At 44.1% G+C, this 16390-nt stretch carries 18 protein-coding genes; 2 read left to right on the plus strand and 16 right to left on the minus strand.

Annotated features, from left to right (window positions below):
- Positions 1 to 273: 273 nt before the first annotated feature.
- From J6578_RS09280 to J6578_RS09355, 16 genes are all read right to left on the minus strand, one after another.
- Positions 274 to 696: a F0F1 ATP synthase subunit epsilon gene (locus J6578_RS09280; protein ID WP_037407095.1), complete on the minus strand. Its 423-nt coding sequence runs from the start codon at positions 694 to 696 to the stop codon at positions 274 to 276.
- A 10-nt stretch (positions 697 to 706) separates the two neighbouring features.
- Complete coding sequence (atpD, locus tag J6578_RS09285) at positions 707 to 2104, minus strand: F0F1 ATP synthase subunit beta (protein ID WP_093092281.1); 1398 nt, start codon at positions 2102 to 2104, stop codon at positions 707 to 709.
- A gap of 33 nt (positions 2105 to 2137) precedes the next feature.
- Positions 2138 to 3013 carry a F0F1 ATP synthase subunit gamma gene (atpG, locus tag J6578_RS09290; RefSeq protein WP_093092283.1) on the minus strand — a complete coding sequence of 292 codons (876 nt, stop codon included), beginning with the start codon at positions 3011 to 3013 and terminating at the stop codon, positions 2138 to 2140.
- A 24-nt stretch (positions 3014 to 3037) separates the two neighbouring features.
- Positions 3038 to 4585, minus strand: a complete 1548-nt coding sequence (atpA, locus tag J6578_RS09295; protein ID WP_093092285.1) for a F0F1 ATP synthase subunit alpha — start codon at positions 4583 to 4585, stop codon at positions 3038 to 3040.
- 10 nt (positions 4586 to 4595) lie between these two features.
- Entirely contained in the window at positions 4596 to 5132 is a 537-nt protein-coding gene (locus J6578_RS09300) for a F0F1 ATP synthase subunit delta (RefSeq protein ID WP_093092287.1), read from the minus strand.
- A 4-nt stretch (positions 5133 to 5136) separates the two neighbouring features.
- Positions 5137 to 5607 carry a F0F1 ATP synthase subunit B gene (locus tag J6578_RS09305; protein WP_037407086.1) on the minus strand — a complete coding sequence of 157 codons (471 nt, stop codon included), beginning with the start codon at positions 5605 to 5607 and terminating at the stop codon, positions 5137 to 5139.
- A 64-nt stretch (positions 5608 to 5671) separates the two neighbouring features.
- Positions 5672 to 5902 carry a F0F1 ATP synthase subunit C gene (gene atpE / locus J6578_RS09310; RefSeq protein ID WP_025331627.1) on the minus strand — a complete coding sequence of 77 codons (231 nt, stop codon included), beginning with the start codon at positions 5900 to 5902 and terminating at the stop codon, positions 5672 to 5674.
- Positions 5903 to 5954: 52 nt separating this feature from the next.
- On the minus strand, positions 5955 to 6815 hold the full coding sequence (atpB, locus tag J6578_RS09315) for a F0F1 ATP synthase subunit A (RefSeq protein WP_093092289.1): 861 nt from the start codon (positions 6813 to 6815) through the stop codon (positions 5955 to 5957).
- Complete coding sequence (locus J6578_RS09320; protein WP_239364016.1) at positions 6812 to 7144, minus strand: ATP synthase subunit I; 333 nt, start codon at positions 7142 to 7144, stop codon at positions 6812 to 6814. The genes atpB and J6578_RS09320 overlap by 4 nt, the downstream gene beginning before the upstream one ends.
- A 211-nt stretch (positions 7145 to 7355) precedes the next feature.
- Positions 7356 to 8213 carry a ParB/RepB/Spo0J family partition protein gene (locus J6578_RS09325; RefSeq protein WP_093092293.1) on the minus strand — a complete coding sequence of 286 codons (858 nt, stop codon included), beginning with the start codon at positions 8211 to 8213 and terminating at the stop codon, positions 7356 to 7358.
- Between the two features lie 60 nt (positions 8214 to 8273).
- A complete protein-coding gene (locus tag J6578_RS09330) occupies positions 8274 to 9059 on the minus strand; it encodes a ParA family protein (protein ID WP_100150784.1) in 786 nt (261 codons plus the stop codon).
- Positions 9056 to 9691, minus strand: a complete 636-nt coding sequence (gene rsmG / locus J6578_RS09335) for a 16S rRNA (guanine(527)-N(7))-methyltransferase RsmG (protein WP_093092297.1) — start codon at positions 9689 to 9691, stop codon at positions 9056 to 9058. The genes J6578_RS09330 and rsmG overlap by 4 nt, the downstream gene beginning before the upstream one ends.
- Positions 9688 to 11577, minus strand: a complete 1890-nt coding sequence (gene mnmG / locus J6578_RS09340) for a tRNA uridine-5-carboxymethylaminomethyl(34) synthesis enzyme MnmG (RefSeq protein WP_239364013.1) — start codon at positions 11575 to 11577, stop codon at positions 9688 to 9690. The genes rsmG and mnmG overlap by 4 nt, the downstream gene beginning before the upstream one ends.
- Positions 11578 to 11730: 153 nt before the next feature.
- A complete protein-coding gene (locus J6578_RS09345; protein ID WP_093092301.1) occupies positions 11731 to 12054 on the minus strand; it encodes an HlyD family secretion protein in 324 nt (107 codons plus the stop codon).
- Positions 12055 to 12077: 23 nt separating this feature from the next.
- A complete protein-coding gene (locus J6578_RS09350) occupies positions 12078 to 12521 on the minus strand; it encodes a surface-adhesin E family protein (protein ID WP_093092303.1) in 444 nt (147 codons plus the stop codon).
- A gap of 343 nt (positions 12522 to 12864) precedes the next feature.
- The gene (locus J6578_RS09355) at positions 12865 to 13404 is read right to left on the minus strand and encodes a hypothetical protein (RefSeq protein WP_239364010.1); all 540 of its coding nucleotides are present in this window, start codon (positions 13402 to 13404) and stop codon (positions 12865 to 12867) included.
- A gap of 222 nt (positions 13405 to 13626) precedes the next feature.
- Between J6578_RS09355 and recQ the strand changes: the two genes are divergently transcribed.
- Together recQ and J6578_RS09365 are read left to right on the plus strand one after the other, a co-directional pair.
- Entirely contained in the window at positions 13627 to 15417 is a 1791-nt protein-coding gene (gene recQ / locus J6578_RS09360) for a DNA helicase RecQ (RefSeq protein WP_353846670.1), read from the plus strand.
- Between the two features lie 60 nt (positions 15418 to 15477).
- Positions 15478 to 16293: a DUF4184 family protein gene (locus J6578_RS09365; protein WP_287954476.1), complete on the plus strand. Its 816-nt coding sequence runs from the start codon at positions 15478 to 15480 to the stop codon at positions 16291 to 16293.
- Positions 16294 to 16390: the final 97 nt, after the last annotated feature.

The following is a 16390-nucleotide window of genomic DNA, read 5'->3' on the forward strand; positions in this document are numbered from 1 at the left end:
TCAACTACTTCTCGCTTTTATTTTTCGATTTCTCTTCAGATGACTGTTTTTTAATCCTAAAATTTTATCTAATTTTGAGACTATTCTTTTTTTTGGGGATATCACATATTGATGAACTTTAATTTTCTATGAATTTGGAAATTATTTAGATGATTACTCTGTACCAGCATTTGATTATATATTTATTGAAATTATAAAAGCCCGAGTAATACTCGGGCCTTAAACATTTTCTTGCAGCAATCGGATAGTTTTTCTGACTGCTTTAATGAATGCTTATTTTCGATGAGTGCGCAGATAATCCAGCGTTTTCAGTTGGGCAATTGCCGCAGCTAAAGCCACATGCGCCTTAGCTAAAGAAACATCATCTTTAGCCTCATGGATACCGGACTCGGCTATTTTTTTAGCTTCTTCGGCACGTTGCTGATCCATTTCTTCACTGCGAACGGCCACATCTGCTAAAAGTGTTAGCTTATTCGGTTGCACTTCCAGAACTCCACCAGATACTGCTACCAGAATCTCTTGTTTCTGATTAGGCACTGTCAAACGCAGGGTACCCGGACGCACCAAGCTCATAATGGGTTCATGGCGAGGATAAATACCCAGCTCACCTTCAAGAGTTGGCACAACAACAAAGCTGGCCTCTCCTGAATAGATGTTCTCTTCATTACTCACCACTTCCACTTGCATGGTACTCATCAAGCGCTCCTTAATTTAGGGTTTTCGCTTTTTCAGCAGCTTCTTCGATATTACCTACCATATAGAAAGCCTGTTCTGGCAGGTGGTCATATTCACCATTCAGAATTGCTTTAAAGCCGGCAATGGTGTCACGCAGGGATACATATTTACCCGGTGCACCGGTGAACACTTCGGCTACATGGAAAGGTTGCGATAAAAAGCGCTGGATTTTACGTGCGCGGTTCACGGTCAATTTGTCTTCATCAGACAATTCGTCCATACCCAGAATGGCAATAATATCATTCAGCTCTTTATATTTTTGCAGAGTGGTCTGTACGCCACGTGCTACGTCGTAATGTTCCTGACCAATTACCGCCGGATCAAGCTGACGTGAGGTTGAATCCAGAGGATCCACAGCCGGATAGATACCTAAAGAGGCAATATCACGACTCAATACTACGGTAGCATCCAAGTGGGCAAATGTTGTCGCCGGAGACGGATCTGTCAAGTCATCCGCAGGTACGTATACAGCCTGAATAGAGGTAATTGAACCCGTTTTGGTAGAGGCAATACGCTCTTGCAAACGACCCATTTCTTCGGCCAGTGTTGGCTGATAACCCACAGCAGACGGCATACGACCTAACAATGCTGATACTTCGGTACCAGCCAAGGTATAACGGTAAATATTGTCGATGAATAACAATACATCGCGACCTTTACCATTTTCGTCTTTTTCATCACGGAAGTATTCCGCCATGGTCAAACCAGTCAAAGCTACGCGTAAACGATTACCTGGTGGCTCGTTCATCTGACCATATACCATTGCCACTTTGTCTAGTACGTTGGAATCTTTCATCTCGTGATAGAAGTCATTACCCTCACGAGTACGCTCACCCACACCCGCAAACACAGACAAACCGCTATGCGCTTTGGCAATGTTGTTAATCAGTTCCATCATGTTTACGGTTTTACCAACGCCGGCACCACCGAAGAGACCAACTTTACCACCTTTGGCAAACGGGCACAGCAGGTCAATCACTTTGATACCAGTTTCAAGTAATTCGGTAGAGCTGGACAGTTCATCAAATTTTGGCGCCTGCTGATGAATGGAACGGGTAGTACTGGTATTGATTTCACCAGCTTCATCAACAGGATGCCCCAGAACGTCCATAATTCGCCCCAAAGTAGCCGTACCTACTGGTACGGTAATTGGAGCACCGGTATTGACTACGGCCATGCCTCGTTTTAGGCCATCGGATGTACCCATCGGAATAGTACGTACGATACCATCACCCAGTAACTGCTCAACTTCGAGAGTCAAATCGGTATCAACTAGTTTAAGAGCGTCATACACATTGGGAATGGAATCATGTGGGAATTCAACGTCCACTACCGCACCAATGATTTGTACGATTTTGCCTTGGCTCATTATCGTATCCTAAGTTTATTTGGCTTGCACTGCTTAAACGGCAGCAGCGCCAGCCACAATTTCTGACAACTCTGTGGTAATCGCTGCCTGACGCGATTTGTTATATACCAGACGCAATTCTTTAATGGCATTACTCGCATTATCGGTAGCAGCTTTCATTGCTACCATACGCGCGGCCTGTTCGGCAGCCATGTTTTCAGATAAGGCTTGATAAACCACAGACTCTAAATAACGGCGGACTAAAAATTCTAACACTTGCTGTGGTGAAGGTTCATACACGTATTCCCAGCCATATTCCTTGCTTTCGGACACCTGATCCAGAACGTTCTGCCCGATTGGCAGCAAAGTTTCCAAACGAGGTTCCTGACGCATGGTATTGATAAAGCCAGAATAAACCAGATAAATTGCATCCAGTTTACCTTCGGCATAACGCTGAAAGATTTCCGTTAATGGACCTAATAATGTAGCTACTCTGGGTGTATCACCCAGACCCACAGCACTGGCAATGACATTCAAACCCACTCGGTTGCAGGCTGCTAACCCTTTGCTGCCCAGACATACAACTTCGGCATCCAGACCTTGCTGATTGCATTCCTGCACTTTACTGAAAAATGCTTTCAGGATATTGGCATTCAGACCACCACACAAGCCTTTATCGGTAGTAATAACAATGAAGCCAACTCGCTTACTATTATTAGTGCTACGCAATAAAGGTATGTTATGACTGGAATGGGTTTGTGCCAGATGGCTCATCACCAGACGAATTTTATCGGCATACGGACGCGCCTGGCGCATCCGCTCCTGAGTCTTTCGCATTTTGGAGGTTGACACCATTTGCATCGCTTTGGTGATCTTTTGGGTATTTTGAACACTGCGAATTCTGGTGAGAATCTCTTTTCCTACTGCCATTTCAGACTCCTTTCAATGACACGCTTATGCCTGAAAGCTGTAAGACGATTTGAAGGTCTTCATGGCGTTGTCCAATGCTTTGGCATTATCATCGCTCAAGGCACCGGTTGCATCAATGTCTTGCAATACGTTCGGACACTGGGTACGCACATAGCCTAGAAATTCTGCTTCAAAGCCTAATGCATTTGACACTGGTACATCATCATAAGAACCGTTGTTTATCGCCCACAAAGTCAGAGCCATTTCCCCTGTACTTAGTGTGCTGAACTGTTTTTGTTTCATCAGTTCTGTCACTACTTCACCATGACGTAACTGTTTGCGGGTTGCTTCATCCAGATCAGAAGCAAACTGTGAGAATGCAGCCAGTTCGCGGTACTGTGCCAGAGCCAGACGAATACCACCACCCAGTTTCTTGATGACTTTGGTCTGTGCTGCACCACCTACGCGGGATACTGAGATACCGGCATTAATAGCAGGACGAATACCAGAGTTAAACAGATCCGTTTCAAGGAATATCTGACCGTCAGTAATGGAAATCACGTTGGTTGGTACGAATGCAGATACGTCACCAGCCTGTGTTTCAATAATCGGCAGCGCGGTTAATGAACCTGTTTTGCCTTTTACTGCACCTTTGGTCAACTCTTCTACTTCATGCGCATTAATGCGGGAAGCACGTTCCAGCAAGCGTGAATGCAGATAGAATACATCACCCGGATAAGCTTCACGACCGGGCGGACGGCGCAACAACAAAGAAATCTGACGGTATGCAACAGCTTGTTTAGACAGATCATCATAGACAATTAATGCATCTTCGCCGTTATCGCGAAAAAATTCACCCATACTGCAACCAGCATAGGGAGCAATATATTGCAAAGCAGCTGCTTCTGAAGCGGTAGCAGCAACGATGATGGTGTGCTCCATCGCGCCATGCTCTTCCAATTTGCGTACTACGCTGGCAATAGAGGAAGCTTTCTGGCCAATTGCTACATAAATACAGATTACGCCGGTATCTTTCTGGTTAACAATAGCATCTAAAGCTACGGCGGTTTTTCCTGTCTGGCGGTCACCAATAATCAACTCGCGCTGGCCACGACCAACCGGTACCATTGAATCAATGGCTTTCAAACCAGTTTGCATGGGTTGATCCACAGACTGTCGAGCAATCACACCTGGAGCTATTTTTTCTACCGGAGCTGTGTGTGAGGCATTAATTGGACCTTTGCCGTCAATCGGGCGACCCAGTGCATCAACCACTCGGCCTACCAGCTCACGACCTACCGGCACTTCCAGAATACGACCGGTACAGGTTACTTCATCACCTTCTTTAATATGTTCGGATTCGCCCAGAATCACGGCACCTACAGAATCGCGCTCTAGGTTCATGGCGAGACCAAATGTATTGCCGGGAAACTCGAGCATTTCACCTTGCATCACGTCTGACAAGCCATGAACGCGCACAATCCCGTCAGTTACAGACATTACGGTACCACGTGTACGTAATTCTGTATCTACGTTCAGGTTTGCGATTTTGGCTTTAATCAAATCGCTAATTTCAGCAGGATTAAGCTGCATGAAAACTCTCCTAATTCATCAATGCCGTATGCAGGCTATTTAATTTACCTTGCACCGACAAATCCAATACTCGGTCACCAACTTCTACCTTTATGCCACCAATCAATTCTGGGGCAACCACCTGATGTGCTCTCAACCGACTGTTGAAATGGGCTTCCAGATCCACAACAATTTGCGTAAACTGCATTTTATCAATGGGATAGGCTGTATATATGGTGGCTTCTTTTATGTCGTTAAGAGACAAAGCATAGTCTTGGAATAACGTATAAATTTCTGGCAAAACTGTTAAGCGTTTGTTCTGCGCCAACAGAAAGATGAAGTTTTTCAATTCATCAACAGGCGTAAAATCCACTAAAGACAGGATTTCTTTTGCCTTTTCTGTGTATTCGCATTCCGGTTCGTCAATCAATAACTGAACCTTAGGTTGCAGGATAATTTCAGCCAGTGTTTTTAGTTCGTCCAACCAAGACTCAATCTGATTCTGTTCTTGCGCCAGACTGAATAGTGCCTTGGCATATGGTCTAGCTATGGTTGCGAACTCAGCCATGGGATTACAGCTCCTGTTTCAGGTTCGCTAGTAAATCAGCGTGACGTGAAGGATTAACTTCGCTGCGCAGGATGGATTCGGCACCTTTAACAACCAAATCTGCTACCTGCTGACGCAGTGCTTCACGGGCTCGATTGGCTTCCTGCTCAACGTCAGATTTTGCCTGAGCTATGATGCGGGCAGCTTCTTCCGATGCCTGTGTTTTGGCATCTTCAACAATCTGTGCGGCACGCTTTTCCGCATTGGCCACCATTTCGGAGACCTGACTGCGGCCCTCGGCCAAGATATCAGCAACACGTTTTTCCGCCTGAGCAAAATCGTTTTTTCCACGTTCGGCAGCAGCCAAACCTTCGGCAATTTTGTCGGCACGGGCATCAAGTACTTTGACGATGGGTGGCCATACGAATTTCATCGTAAATAGCACAAACATGACAAAAACGAGCACTTGTGCAATTAGGGTTGCGTTGATATTCACGATTAAACCTTTAGAATTTGTGTTTATTAATTAAAATAGTTAACAACCAGCAAATCCAAGTTTATCAGCCGCCGATTTTGGCGAAGTACAAGAATGATACGCCCAAGGAGATAATGAACGCAGCATCAATCATACCCATGATAATGAAGAATTTACCCAGCAATGAGTTCATTAATTCAGGCTGACGGGCAGAAGATTCCATGTATTTTGCACCCAGCATACCAATACCGATAGAGGCACCCATGGCAGAAATACCAATCATCAAACCACAAGCGATAGCGATTAAACCACCCATTTACTTCACTCCTTAAATAAAAGAAAAGAATACTACAACAAATAAACTACCCTTAATGGGAATCGTGAGCCTGACCCAGATAAACAAAGGTCAGTACCATAAAGAGATACGCCTGCAAGGCTATCACCAGAATATGAAATATAGCCCAGGCCAGACCAGCAATGATTTGCAGGATGAAGAGAACTACATCGCTAACACCGGCAGCACCAGACATACCCCAGGCTCCGCCCATCAAGGCAATAACCATAAACAAAATTTCACCCGCATACATGTTACCGAACAGTCGCATACCGTGCGAGAGGGTTTTTGAAAAGAATTCAATGATATTCATTAAAAAGTTGGGGATGAACAACCAAATCTTATTACCAAATGGCGCGCTAAACAATTCATGTATCCAACCACCCAAACCTTTGATTTTGATGTTATAAACAATACATAGAAACAAAACGGAAATGGCCATGGCCATGGTGGTATTGAGGTCTGCAGTAGGCACGACACGCAGATAGGCATGATGATCGCCTGTGGTATGTTGCCAAGCCCATGGCAACAGATCCACTGGCAACAGATCCATGATATTCATGAACAAAATCCACATAAATACAGTCAATCCCAGCGGGGCTATGATTTTACGGGACTTTTCATTGTGAACCATATCTTTGCAGATACCATCTACAAATTCAATCAGTAATTCTATGGCTGCCTGAAAGCGGGTGGGTACACCTACTTTCATGCGTCGCGCTGCCACAAACAGAATGGCAAAAGCGATAATACCAGTTAGGATGGAGAAAAATAGGGTATCCAGATTAAGAAACGAGAAATCAACCATATTTGTCTGATAATCTGGTGATTTCTGGGTGTAATTGATTAAGTGATGGCTAATATATTCGCCCGGAGTCATCTCTGTGCCGCTCATAGTAACAATCTTTTTCTAAATGTGAACAATCCAGCCTGACTGACCAGTATTAGTCCTGTCAGGTAAGCAAACCAGTTAACAGAAGAATAGCATATATACACCAGCAACATCATCAGGCATATCATGAGAATTTTGCTGATTTCAGCCATTAATAATGTTGCAGGTAATAGCGCCGGTAATTTTTTTGCAGCGATAATGGTTAATATCGCCAGTAATGTAGGTATCAGATAACTCAGTCCACCCAATACTGCTGACCAGATAGCAGAATAATTCCACAACCATGCAGACACAAAAACTGCGACAAACAACATGACTGTTTGCCAAAACATGATTGACTTCATTCTGTTACCCTGAAAAACGCTACGGTAAGCTGCGCTAATATAATCAACTGTTACAATATCGTCAAGTGATTTTGTGAAATTTTGTTAAATAAATTTCCTCTGGTTTATTAATTTTTCTGTGTGTTTTTATAAGGCTATTGCTATCAAAATTAAGACTTATCTAAACAGTTTTTCCTCAAAAAATCTCTTTTTGGTGGATTTATTCCAGCCCCAGTGTTTGTAATATATGACTTAATGTTTCTGGATTATCAAATTGCAGAATAATCCGGCCACTGCGCTGATTTTTGCTTTGTATTTGCACTGGCACTGCAAAACGTTGCTCCAGCTCAGCTTCAATCTGTTGTATTTCGCTACTTTTTTCGGCTGGATGCCGTGTAGCAGTAGTTTCTGGTTTGGTCTGCGCCTGCTGACTACGGCGCTCTACTTCCCTAACTGACCAGCCATTTTGTGCTGCTTTTTGCGCCAAGTCAATCTGCTGGATAACCGGCAAGGTTAATAAGGCGCGAGCATGCCCCATTTCCAGTTGCCGGCTATACATCAGATCCTGAACTGGCTGAGGCAGATTAAGTAAACGCAGGGTGTTGGAAATACTGCTACGACTGCGTCCAACTGCTTTGGCGATTGTATCATGGGTGAGGCCAAATTCATCTACCAGACGTTTTAGACCTTGCGCCTCTTCAATTGGATTGAGGTTTTGACGCTGAATATTTTCAATCAGTCCCATTGCCAGCGCAGCTTCATCAGAAATGCTTTTAACGACGACAGGGATTTCTTGCAGTTCTGCCAGTTGCGCTGCGCGCCAGCGTCGCTCACCGGCAATAAGTTCGTATTGTTGCAAGCCCATTTCACGTACAATCACTGGCTGAATAATACCTTGTGCACGTATTGATTCGGCCAGTTCCTGCAATGATTCGTCATCAATCTGTGTTCGTGGCTGGTAACGCCCGGGAATAATATCGGTAATGGCCACTCTGGTTAAACGATCACCACCAGTGATGTCACTGCCTGAACCAAGTAAGGCATCTAATCCTGCGCCCAAACCTTTTGCTTTTACCATATATTACTCTTTAATTTGTTGGTTGATTCTATCTATTTTGTTGATGCCGTTGTTAGGTTGCTAAGGGATTTTATATTTACCTGCTGTACGTGCCAAAATCTCGTCAGCAAGTGCCAGATAAGCTTTGGTACCAGTTGCGCGTGGGTCGTATTGCAATGCCGGCATACCATGACTGGGTGCTTCGGCCAGACGGATATTACGCGGAATAGGTGTAGTGAACAATTTATCTGGAAAGTGGGTGCTTAGCTGCTCATCCACTTGTTTGGCCAGCAGACTACGCGGGTCATATAGTGTACGAACAATGCCAAGTATATCCAGTTGTGGGTTGATTGCCTGACGAATTTTGCGCACAGTTGCAATCAGGTCGGAAATACCTTCCAGTGCATAATATTCACATAACATAGGTACGATGATGTGTCTCGCCGCTACTAAACCATTGATGGTAAGTAAGGTTAATGTTGGCGGGCAGTCGATAATAATATAGTCATACTGATCATTTATCTGTGCAAGGGCATTTTTCAGGCGCATTTCACGAGCCAGTTCCTGCACCAGCTCTACTTCTGCACCAGCCAAGGCACGATTGGCAGGCAAAACATGAAAACCACCATGCTGGGCTGTCATAATAGCGTTACGAATTTCTTCATTCCCCAGCAATACGGCATAAACACCGCTGGTTACATTGCCTTTGTTAATGCCACTGCCGGTAGTGGCATTACCTTGAGGATCAAGGTCAACAATCAGGACGCTGAATTTTTTTTCTACCAGTGAAGCGGCTAGATTAACGACAGTGGTAGTTTTACCTACTCCACCTTTCTGATTGGCTACGGCTATAATATGTGCACTCATACATGGTCCTTCTTGCGCACCAGCACCATATGGCGTTCTGCATCTAGATGAGGAACGCTGAGTTTGTCTACCTGAACCAATTCTACATTTTCGGGTAGACGCTCAATTTCTTCATATGGATATACGCCTTTCATGGCTGCCCAGTAACCACCTTTTGCCATTAGTTGTTTGGTGATGGTGACAAAGTCGTTTAATTCGGCAAAAGCACGACTGGTAATGACATCAAACTGTTCACCCACCATGGCTTCTACCCGCGCGGTAATCACCTGTACGTTGCTTAATCCCAGCTCGATAACCGCCTGCTGCAAAAATGAGGTTTTTTTGCTGTTGGCATCCAGCAAGGCTACGGGCAAATCTGGGCGCGCTATGGCTACGGGTATACCGGGCATGCCACCACCACTGCCTACGTCAATCAGACCACGTGCATGTTCTATATAAGGCAATAAGGTCAGGCTATCCAGAATATGATGGCTGATGACATCCTGATCGTTACGCAGGGCAGTCAGGTTATAGGTGCTATTCCATTTCTTTAATAATTCTACAAAGGCCAGCAGTTGTAATTGCTGTGGTACTGTTAGGTCGATATTCATTTGCTGCAAACCGTGTTGCAGCATAGTTTTCATGTCACTCATGCTGTTTTTGCTCCCTCAAAACCCCGTTTCAGATGTACCATCAATAATGCTACCGCAGCTGGGGTGATGCCGGATATACGTGAGGCCTGTCCTACCGTTTCGGGTCGGAACTGATTCAGTTTTTGTTGTACTTCAGCAGAAAGGCCTTTCACTAGGGTGTAATCAATGCTAGCTGGCAATTTCAGTTTTTCCAGATTCTGACGGTGGCTGATTTCTTCGTTTTGCCGCGCAATATAGCCTTGATATTTTGCCTGAATTTCTACCTGTTCTGCTGCATCAATATTGAGTATTTCCTGCTGTGCATTTGGTAAAGTCATTAAGCTGGCGTAGCTGATGTTTGGCCGGCGTAGCATGTCCAGCAGACTGGATTCCTTGCTTAATGGTTGTCCCAGTACGCGCTGTTGCTCACTCATAGGCAGATTTAGTGGGGTATACCAAGTATGACTTAGGCGTTGCAGTTCGCGCTCTACTGCTTCCTGTTTCTGCTGGAACATTTGCCACTGCTCATCACTCACCAGCCCTACTGCCCGTCCCAGCCCGGTCAGCCGCATATCGGCATTATCTTCACGCAGTTGCAGGCGGTATTCAGCACGACTGGTAAACATGCGATACGGTTCGGTTACACCTTTGGTAATCAAGTCATCGACCAGTACGCCTAAATAAGCCTGATCACGCTGTAACACCAGTGGCTCGGCTTCGCGGGTATAAAGTACGGCATTGGCTCCGGCCAATAATCCTTGGGCAGCAGCCTCTTCGTAACCGGTAGTACCATTAATTTGCCCTGCAAAAAATAGGCCGGCTATACTTTTGGTTTCCAGACTGGCCTTGAGGTTGCGCGGGTCGAAGTAGTCATACTCAATAGCGTATCCAGGGCGCAGGATATGTGCATTTTGTAGACCAGGCATGGAATGTACCAGTTGGAGCTGGATATCAAATGGCAGGCTGGTGGAAATACCATTAGGATAATATTCGTGGGTTGTCAGCCCTTCCGGTTCCAGAAATATCTGGTGACTGTCTTTATCAGCAAAACGGTTGATTTTGTCTTCGATAGATGGACAGTAGCGTGGTCCAACCCCTTCAATCTTGCCGGTAAACATCGGGCTGCGGTCAAACCCGCTGCGAATTATGTCGTGAGTATGATTATTGGTATGGGTAATCCAGCAGGAAATCTGCTGCGGATGCATAGCACGACTGCCACGCACAGAAAATACTGGGGCAGGACTATCGCCCGGCTGTTCTTTTAGCTGGGTAAAATCAATGCTGCGTCCATCAATCCGCGGTGGTGTTCCGGTTTTCAGGCGCCCCTGTGGTAAGTTCAATTCTTTGAGGCAAGCAGACAGGCGCAGGGCAGCTGGATCGCCGGCACGGCCACCGGCATAGTTTTCCAGACCAATATGAATTTTACCAGACAGAAAGGTACCGGCGGTCAGTACTACTGCTCGACTACGGAATGAAACACCCATTGATGTTATCACGCCAACGGCACGACCATGTTCTACAATAATATCTTCAACCTGCTGCTGGAATAGTTGTAGATTCGGCTGTTTTTCCAGCATGGAACGGATGGCGGCTTTATACAAAAGGCGATCAGCCTGCGCCCGTGTTGCGCGCACTGCTGGTCCTTTAGACGCATTCAGACGCCGAAATTGAATACCACTGTGATCGGCTGCCAATGCCATTGCCCCTCCCAGCGCATCTAGTTCGCGCACTAGATGACCTTTGCCAATGCCACCAATAGACGGATTGCATGACATTTGTCCCAGCGTTTCGATATTATGAGTGAGCAATAATGTATTTGCACCCATGCGTGCAGCAGCCAGTGCTGCCTCTGTACCGGCATGACCACCGCCTACTACAATTACATCGTATTCAATCGGATAATTCATTTTGACAGTAGCTGATTCCATTGCATTGTTTTTAGGCAAAACAACGCTTGAGCAAAATACGGTTATTTTACGCGAATCAATGTCTCTTGTCAGATTGGAGTTTATTCATTTAGAATACAATAAATGGCAGATCAGTCAGATTCAAGCATACATTCAATGGTTATGCACCGCTTGCCATGCTGCATCCAGACGTGTGCCAGCAGCCTGTAACTCTGCATCTGCCTGTTGGCGTTGTACATCAATTTGATTAAAATCGCTTTGCAAGCGGGTGACATTGTCTTGTGCATTTTTTAACTGCAATTGCGCCGATTCAAGCTGACTTTGTAGTTGCTGTGCTTTGTTTTGGCTTGCTCTTTGACTGGACAAAGCCGCCTGATAAGCCTTCTGGGCACTGAGCAATTCAATTTCAGCTGCAGATTCTGCCCAAACACTTGTTGCCAAGCACAATAACAAGCATAGACTATATTTCGATTTCATGGTATTCATCCTCTTGTCTTAATTTAATGGCTACATACATATTTATATTGCTGTTGCGCAGCAGAACCATTGGTAATCCCCATTGGTCGTAATTCAGAATCACTGAAATGATCCTGACGAATCAGCTCATTTTTTGCATCAAGCAATTCAACGTCCAGTATCCGGAATTGCTTGCGCTTGCAATCAATCTGGGTAGTGCTTATTGCTGTCTTGTAGGCTGGCGTATTGTTATAATACTGCTGTTTAGGGTTGATTATGGTTTTTCTGTCTCGAAAAGTAACTAAATCATTCTGATGCCTGATGCTGCTACTATCCAGTGCATACTGGACATTACCACTGGCCGAGACACCTAAATTGATCCAACCTCCCTTGGTATCAGTTCGAAGATTGGAGGTGGTATTACATGCAGAAAGCATGAAACCAATAGCCAAGCAGGTTACATAATGACGAAAATAAATGATTTTCATGATTATTCCTTAAAATCGTTAGATACAGAGCATAGCAAATATTACTAAACATTTAAATTAATCTAATGCTTATTATTAATTAGCCTTGGTTAATTAATAATAGAAGACAATTGTGACTTTCAAGTCACTTGTATATATCTCTTAATTAAGCATATCTTATTTGGAAATTAATGAAATTCAGCATTCTAGCCTCTTCAGCTTAAGACTTTTGCATTTTTCAATGTTTGTTAATTTCTATGATCAAGGTCAATGCTGACAGTGGACATTTACTGAATCTCTCTTTTATATTAAGCAGTAGTCTTTAATTAATAGCCCGAATCATCTGCATAAAATTCGCCATGACTTATGAGGCGTCATCCATTTCTGAAGAGATTTCCATTTTTAATTTAACCCTTCTTTTTTTTGCAAAATTCAGCAGCACATTAATAAACCGATTTTCATAGTCATAACGACCATTTCGTTCTGTATGCGCATTTGAAAAAAAGATGCTACCAAATTCCATATAGAAATTTATTTCTTCATTTAATTCAGGATTAGCAAAGAATTTCATATTAAATTCATAAGCTAAAAAAAAATTGTGCCGCCTATTAATAGACCTAGTGAAAGTGATAGACTTTAAATAGCAAATATCTATTTTCTGTTTCTCAACATAAATAGCACTAGGAGTAAAACTAACCTGCTTTATACGACGTTTTATACTCAAAAATTTTGAATACAAAAAAACAGCAGATATACCAGATACAGCAGATATAACAACTGATTTAATGCTAAATAATGCTATTAGCCCCAAAATGCAGGCAAAAAATAACGAAACACGAGCATAAGCCCTTGAATTGCACCGCCATTCTTTAAAAAAATCCATCGGTGTAGTATGGTGTCTCATAAAATTTTCAACCAAAGTGATAAACCGTTTGAATTACACCATAATATCATCAACCCTATTCTATTTAATACTTTGTTATTTTAATTTTCGGAGAAATAACTACGCCTTTTTTCCTGTTATTTTATTCTCCATAGCCTTAGTCACCAACAAATTAAGGTGGTCGGAAATAAATGTAAGTTGCAGTACAATACCTGCTCCAGAGTTAGAGGTAACAGGTGCATTGTGAACCATGCTGAGCAAATTTTACACGATGTTTTCGGCTACCCAGAATTTCGCGGACAACAGGCAGAAATTATTGATACGGTAGCCAGTGGTAATAATGCACTGGTATTGATGCCTACCGGCGCGGGCAAGTCTTTATGTTATCAAATTCCAGCATTAATGCGAGACGGTGTTGCTATCGTGGTATCACCTCTGATTGCGCTGATGCAGGATCAGGTTACAGCTTTAAATATCAATGGCATTGCCGCAGCCTGTGTGCATGGTGGTAGCAGTGGCGAGGAAGTACAGCGCATCTCGGATGAAATCGCTGCCGAGCATTTGCAGCTATTGTACGTGGCTCCGGAACGGCTGGTTATGCCGCGTTTTTTACAGTTTTTACATAATACCCGTATTAGCTTGTTTGCAATTGATGAAGCGCATTGTGTCAGTCAGTGGGGGCATGATTTTCGTCCAGAGTATCAACAATTATCTATGCTGGCAGATGAATTTCCAAACATACCGAGAATTGCATTAACGGCCACTGCCGATAATGCTACTCGTGCCGATATTCAGCACTATTTGGATTTAGCAGATGCACAGGTATTTATTTCCAGCTTTAACCGCCCGAATATAGATTATCAGGTTGTTGAAAAAAATAACGGTAAAAAACAATTGCTACAATTTATCCGCAGCCGGATGTCTGGTGAAAACGGTATTGTTTACTGCTTGTCGCGCAAACGTGTGGAAGATATAGCTGCTTTTCTGAGCGAAAATGGTCTGACTGCTCTGCCTTACCATGCCGGACTGAATTGGGATACCCGGAGCCAGAACCAGCGTCGTTTTACACAGGAAGATGGCATTATCATAGTGGCTACAGTGGCATTTGGCATGGGCATAGACAAGCCAGATGTGCGTTTTGTTGCCCATCTGGATATGCCGGCAAGTATTGAACATTTTTATCAGGAATCGGGTCGTGCCGGCCGTGATGGTCTGCCAGCCACCAGCTGGCTATGTTATGGACTGAACGACTGGGTATTACTGCGCGAACGGATCCAGCTAGCCGAACGGGATGAAATACAAAAACGCATTGATTTACAAAAGTTAGATGCCATGCTGGCATTCTGCGAAACTGCGGACTGCCGCCGTCAGTTGCTGCTACGCTATTTCGGAGAGGACAGCCAGCCTTGTGGCCATTGCGACAACTGCATTGACCCACCCAGTCGGTTTGATGGTACTGTGCTGGCGCAAAAACTACTTTCCTGCGTGTATCGTGTGGGGCAACGTTTTGCTACTGGCTATGTGATCGATGTTTTACGCGGCCGTGAATCGGAATGGGTACTGCGTTATGGTCATCAGCAATTATCCACCTTTGGCATCGGTCGTGAACTGAGTGTAAAAGAATGGCGCACCGTGGTACGGCAATGTGTTGCTGCCGGCTACCTGAATGTTGATATGGCCAATCAGGCCTTGCAACTAACTGAGCAAGCACGCGCGGTATTAAAGAATCAGCAACAGGTTTGGTTACGTCCTCTGAAATATGATAAAACCAATAACAGCCGCAGTAATGATATCTGGCTACGCACCGAACGCGAAGAACGTCTGTGGCAAACCCTGCGCCGCTGGCGCAAAGAGCGTGCCAGTCAAAACAATGTACCCGCCTATACTATTTTTGCCGACCGTACTTTGCAGGATTTGGTGCAGCATCCTCCGACCACGCTGGCTGATTTAAATCATATTTATGGATTGGGTGAAAGTAAAATCAGAAATTTCGGCACAGATATTCTGACTTTGTGTCGCGAATGGGCGCAATAACAGCCAGCACATGTTATTCAAACTGCTAACAGATTAACTTATTTTCAAAGTGTCTTTCTTATGCCTTTTACCTTCTCTCATCCGGCCATCATTCTACCTTTGTATCGTTACAGCAAATGGTTTTCCATGACTGGGCTGATTGTTGGCAGCATGTCACCAGATTTTGAATACTATATCCGCATGAGAATGTTCGGCGTATATGGACATGCCTGTTCCGGTATTTGTTTACTCAATATTCTTACCGGACTGGCTGTGGCTTTTATTTTTCATCTCATTATCCGCAATCCGTTAATCCGACATTTGCCGGCCGGTTTACAGCGCCGCTTTAATGTTTATCTGACTTTTAACTGGACACTCTATTTCTGCCGACATTACTTGATTGTTGTCTTTTCACTGTTTCTTGGCAGCCTATCGCATATATTCTGGGATGCATTCACCCATCCATCTGGCTGGTTTGTCAGCCACAGCCTGTGGCTACAGCAGGAAATCACACTGCCATTTTTGCAACCACTTCCTGTCTACAAACTGTTACAGCATGGCAGCTCTGTCACTGGCCTGCTGTGCATTGCTGCGTTTATTTGGTGTATGCCTCAATCAAATCAGCCTGTTATGCAGATTAACTATCGTTACTGGCTGCTGATCGCTGTATTTGCATTAGTGATTGCAAGTACGCGCATCAGTTTCAATCCAGATTGCCTGCGCAGTGGACATTTGATAGTAACAATTATCATGTCACTATTTATTAGCACGATTGTTACTTCCCTATATTTTCACCGTTCTAAGTATCATGAACTTAGTGAACCCAATATAAGTAATACTATTCAAGAAAAGCGCCGACAGCTAAAAACCAATGGTAATCAAAATAAGTCTCATTGAGAGTCTAGGGAAAAAGGCATGTCCGAATTTGAACATTAACATCGTCAAGAATTATTGGATGAAGATTTCTATCCATAGGCACAAAAAGTTTAATATG

This window comes from Snodgrassella sp. (assembly GCF_024103505.1).
Classification (GTDB): Bacteria; Pseudomonadota; Gammaproteobacteria; order Burkholderiales; family Neisseriaceae; genus Snodgrassella; species Snodgrassella communis.

What these genes read in the sequence shown, in the direction of transcription:
- J6578_RS09280 (WP_037407095.1), bottom strand. Translation starts at nt 696, where the DNA reads ATGAGTACCATGCAAGTGGAAGTGGTGAGTAATGAAGAGAACATCTAT.
- atpD (WP_093092281.1), bottom strand. Translation starts at nt 2,104, where the DNA reads ATGAGCCAAGGCAAAATCGTACAAATCATTGGTGCGGTAGTGGACGTT.
- atpG (WP_093092283.1), bottom strand. Translation starts at nt 3,013, where the DNA reads ATGGCAGTAGGAAAAGAGATTCTCACCAGAATTCGCAGTGTTCAAAAT.
- atpA (WP_093092285.1), bottom strand. Translation starts at nt 4,585, where the DNA reads ATGCAGCTTAATCCTGCTGAAATTAGCGATTTGATTAAAGCCAAAATC.
- J6578_RS09300 (WP_093092287.1), bottom strand. Translation starts at nt 5,132, where the DNA reads ATGGCTGAGTTCGCAACCATAGCTAGACCATATGCCAAGGCACTATTC.
- atpE (WP_025331627.1), bottom strand. Translation starts at nt 5,902, where the DNA reads ATGGGTGGTTTAATCGCTATCGCTTGTGGTTTGATGATTGGTATTTCT.
- atpB (WP_093092289.1), bottom strand. Translation starts at nt 6,815, where the DNA reads ATGAGCGGCACAGAGATGACTCCGGGCGAATATATTAGCCATCACTTA.
- J6578_RS09320 (WP_239364016.1), bottom strand. Translation starts at nt 7,144, where the DNA reads ATGTTTTGGCAAACAGTCATGTTGTTTGTCGCAGTTTTTGTGTCTGCA.
- J6578_RS09325 (WP_093092293.1), bottom strand. Translation starts at nt 8,213, where the DNA reads ATGGTAAAAGCAAAAGGTTTGGGCGCAGGATTAGATGCCTTACTTGGT.
- J6578_RS09330 (WP_100150784.1), bottom strand. Translation starts at nt 9,059, where the DNA reads ATGAGTGCACATATTATAGCCGTAGCCAATCAGAAAGGTGGAGTAGGT.
- rsmG (WP_093092297.1), bottom strand. Translation starts at nt 9,691, where the DNA reads ATGAGTGACATGAAAACTATGCTGCAACACGGTTTGCAGCAAATGAAT.
- mnmG (WP_239364013.1), bottom strand. Translation starts at nt 11,577, where the DNA reads ATGAATTATCCGATTGAATACGATGTAATTGTAGTAGGCGGTGGTCAT.
- J6578_RS09345 (WP_093092301.1), bottom strand. Translation starts at nt 12,054, where the DNA reads ATGAAATCGAAATATAGTCTATGCTTGTTATTGTGCTTGGCAACAAGT.
- J6578_RS09350 (WP_093092303.1), bottom strand. Translation starts at nt 12,521, where the DNA reads ATGAAAATCATTTATTTTCGTCATTATGTAACCTGCTTGGCTATTGGT.
- J6578_RS09355 (WP_239364010.1), bottom strand. Translation starts at nt 13,404, where the DNA reads ATGAGACACCATACTACACCGATGGATTTTTTTAAAGAATGGCGGTGC.
- J6578_RS09365 (WP_287954476.1), top strand. Translation starts at nt 15,478, where the DNA reads ATGCCTTTTACCTTCTCTCATCCGGCCATCATTCTACCTTTGTATCGT.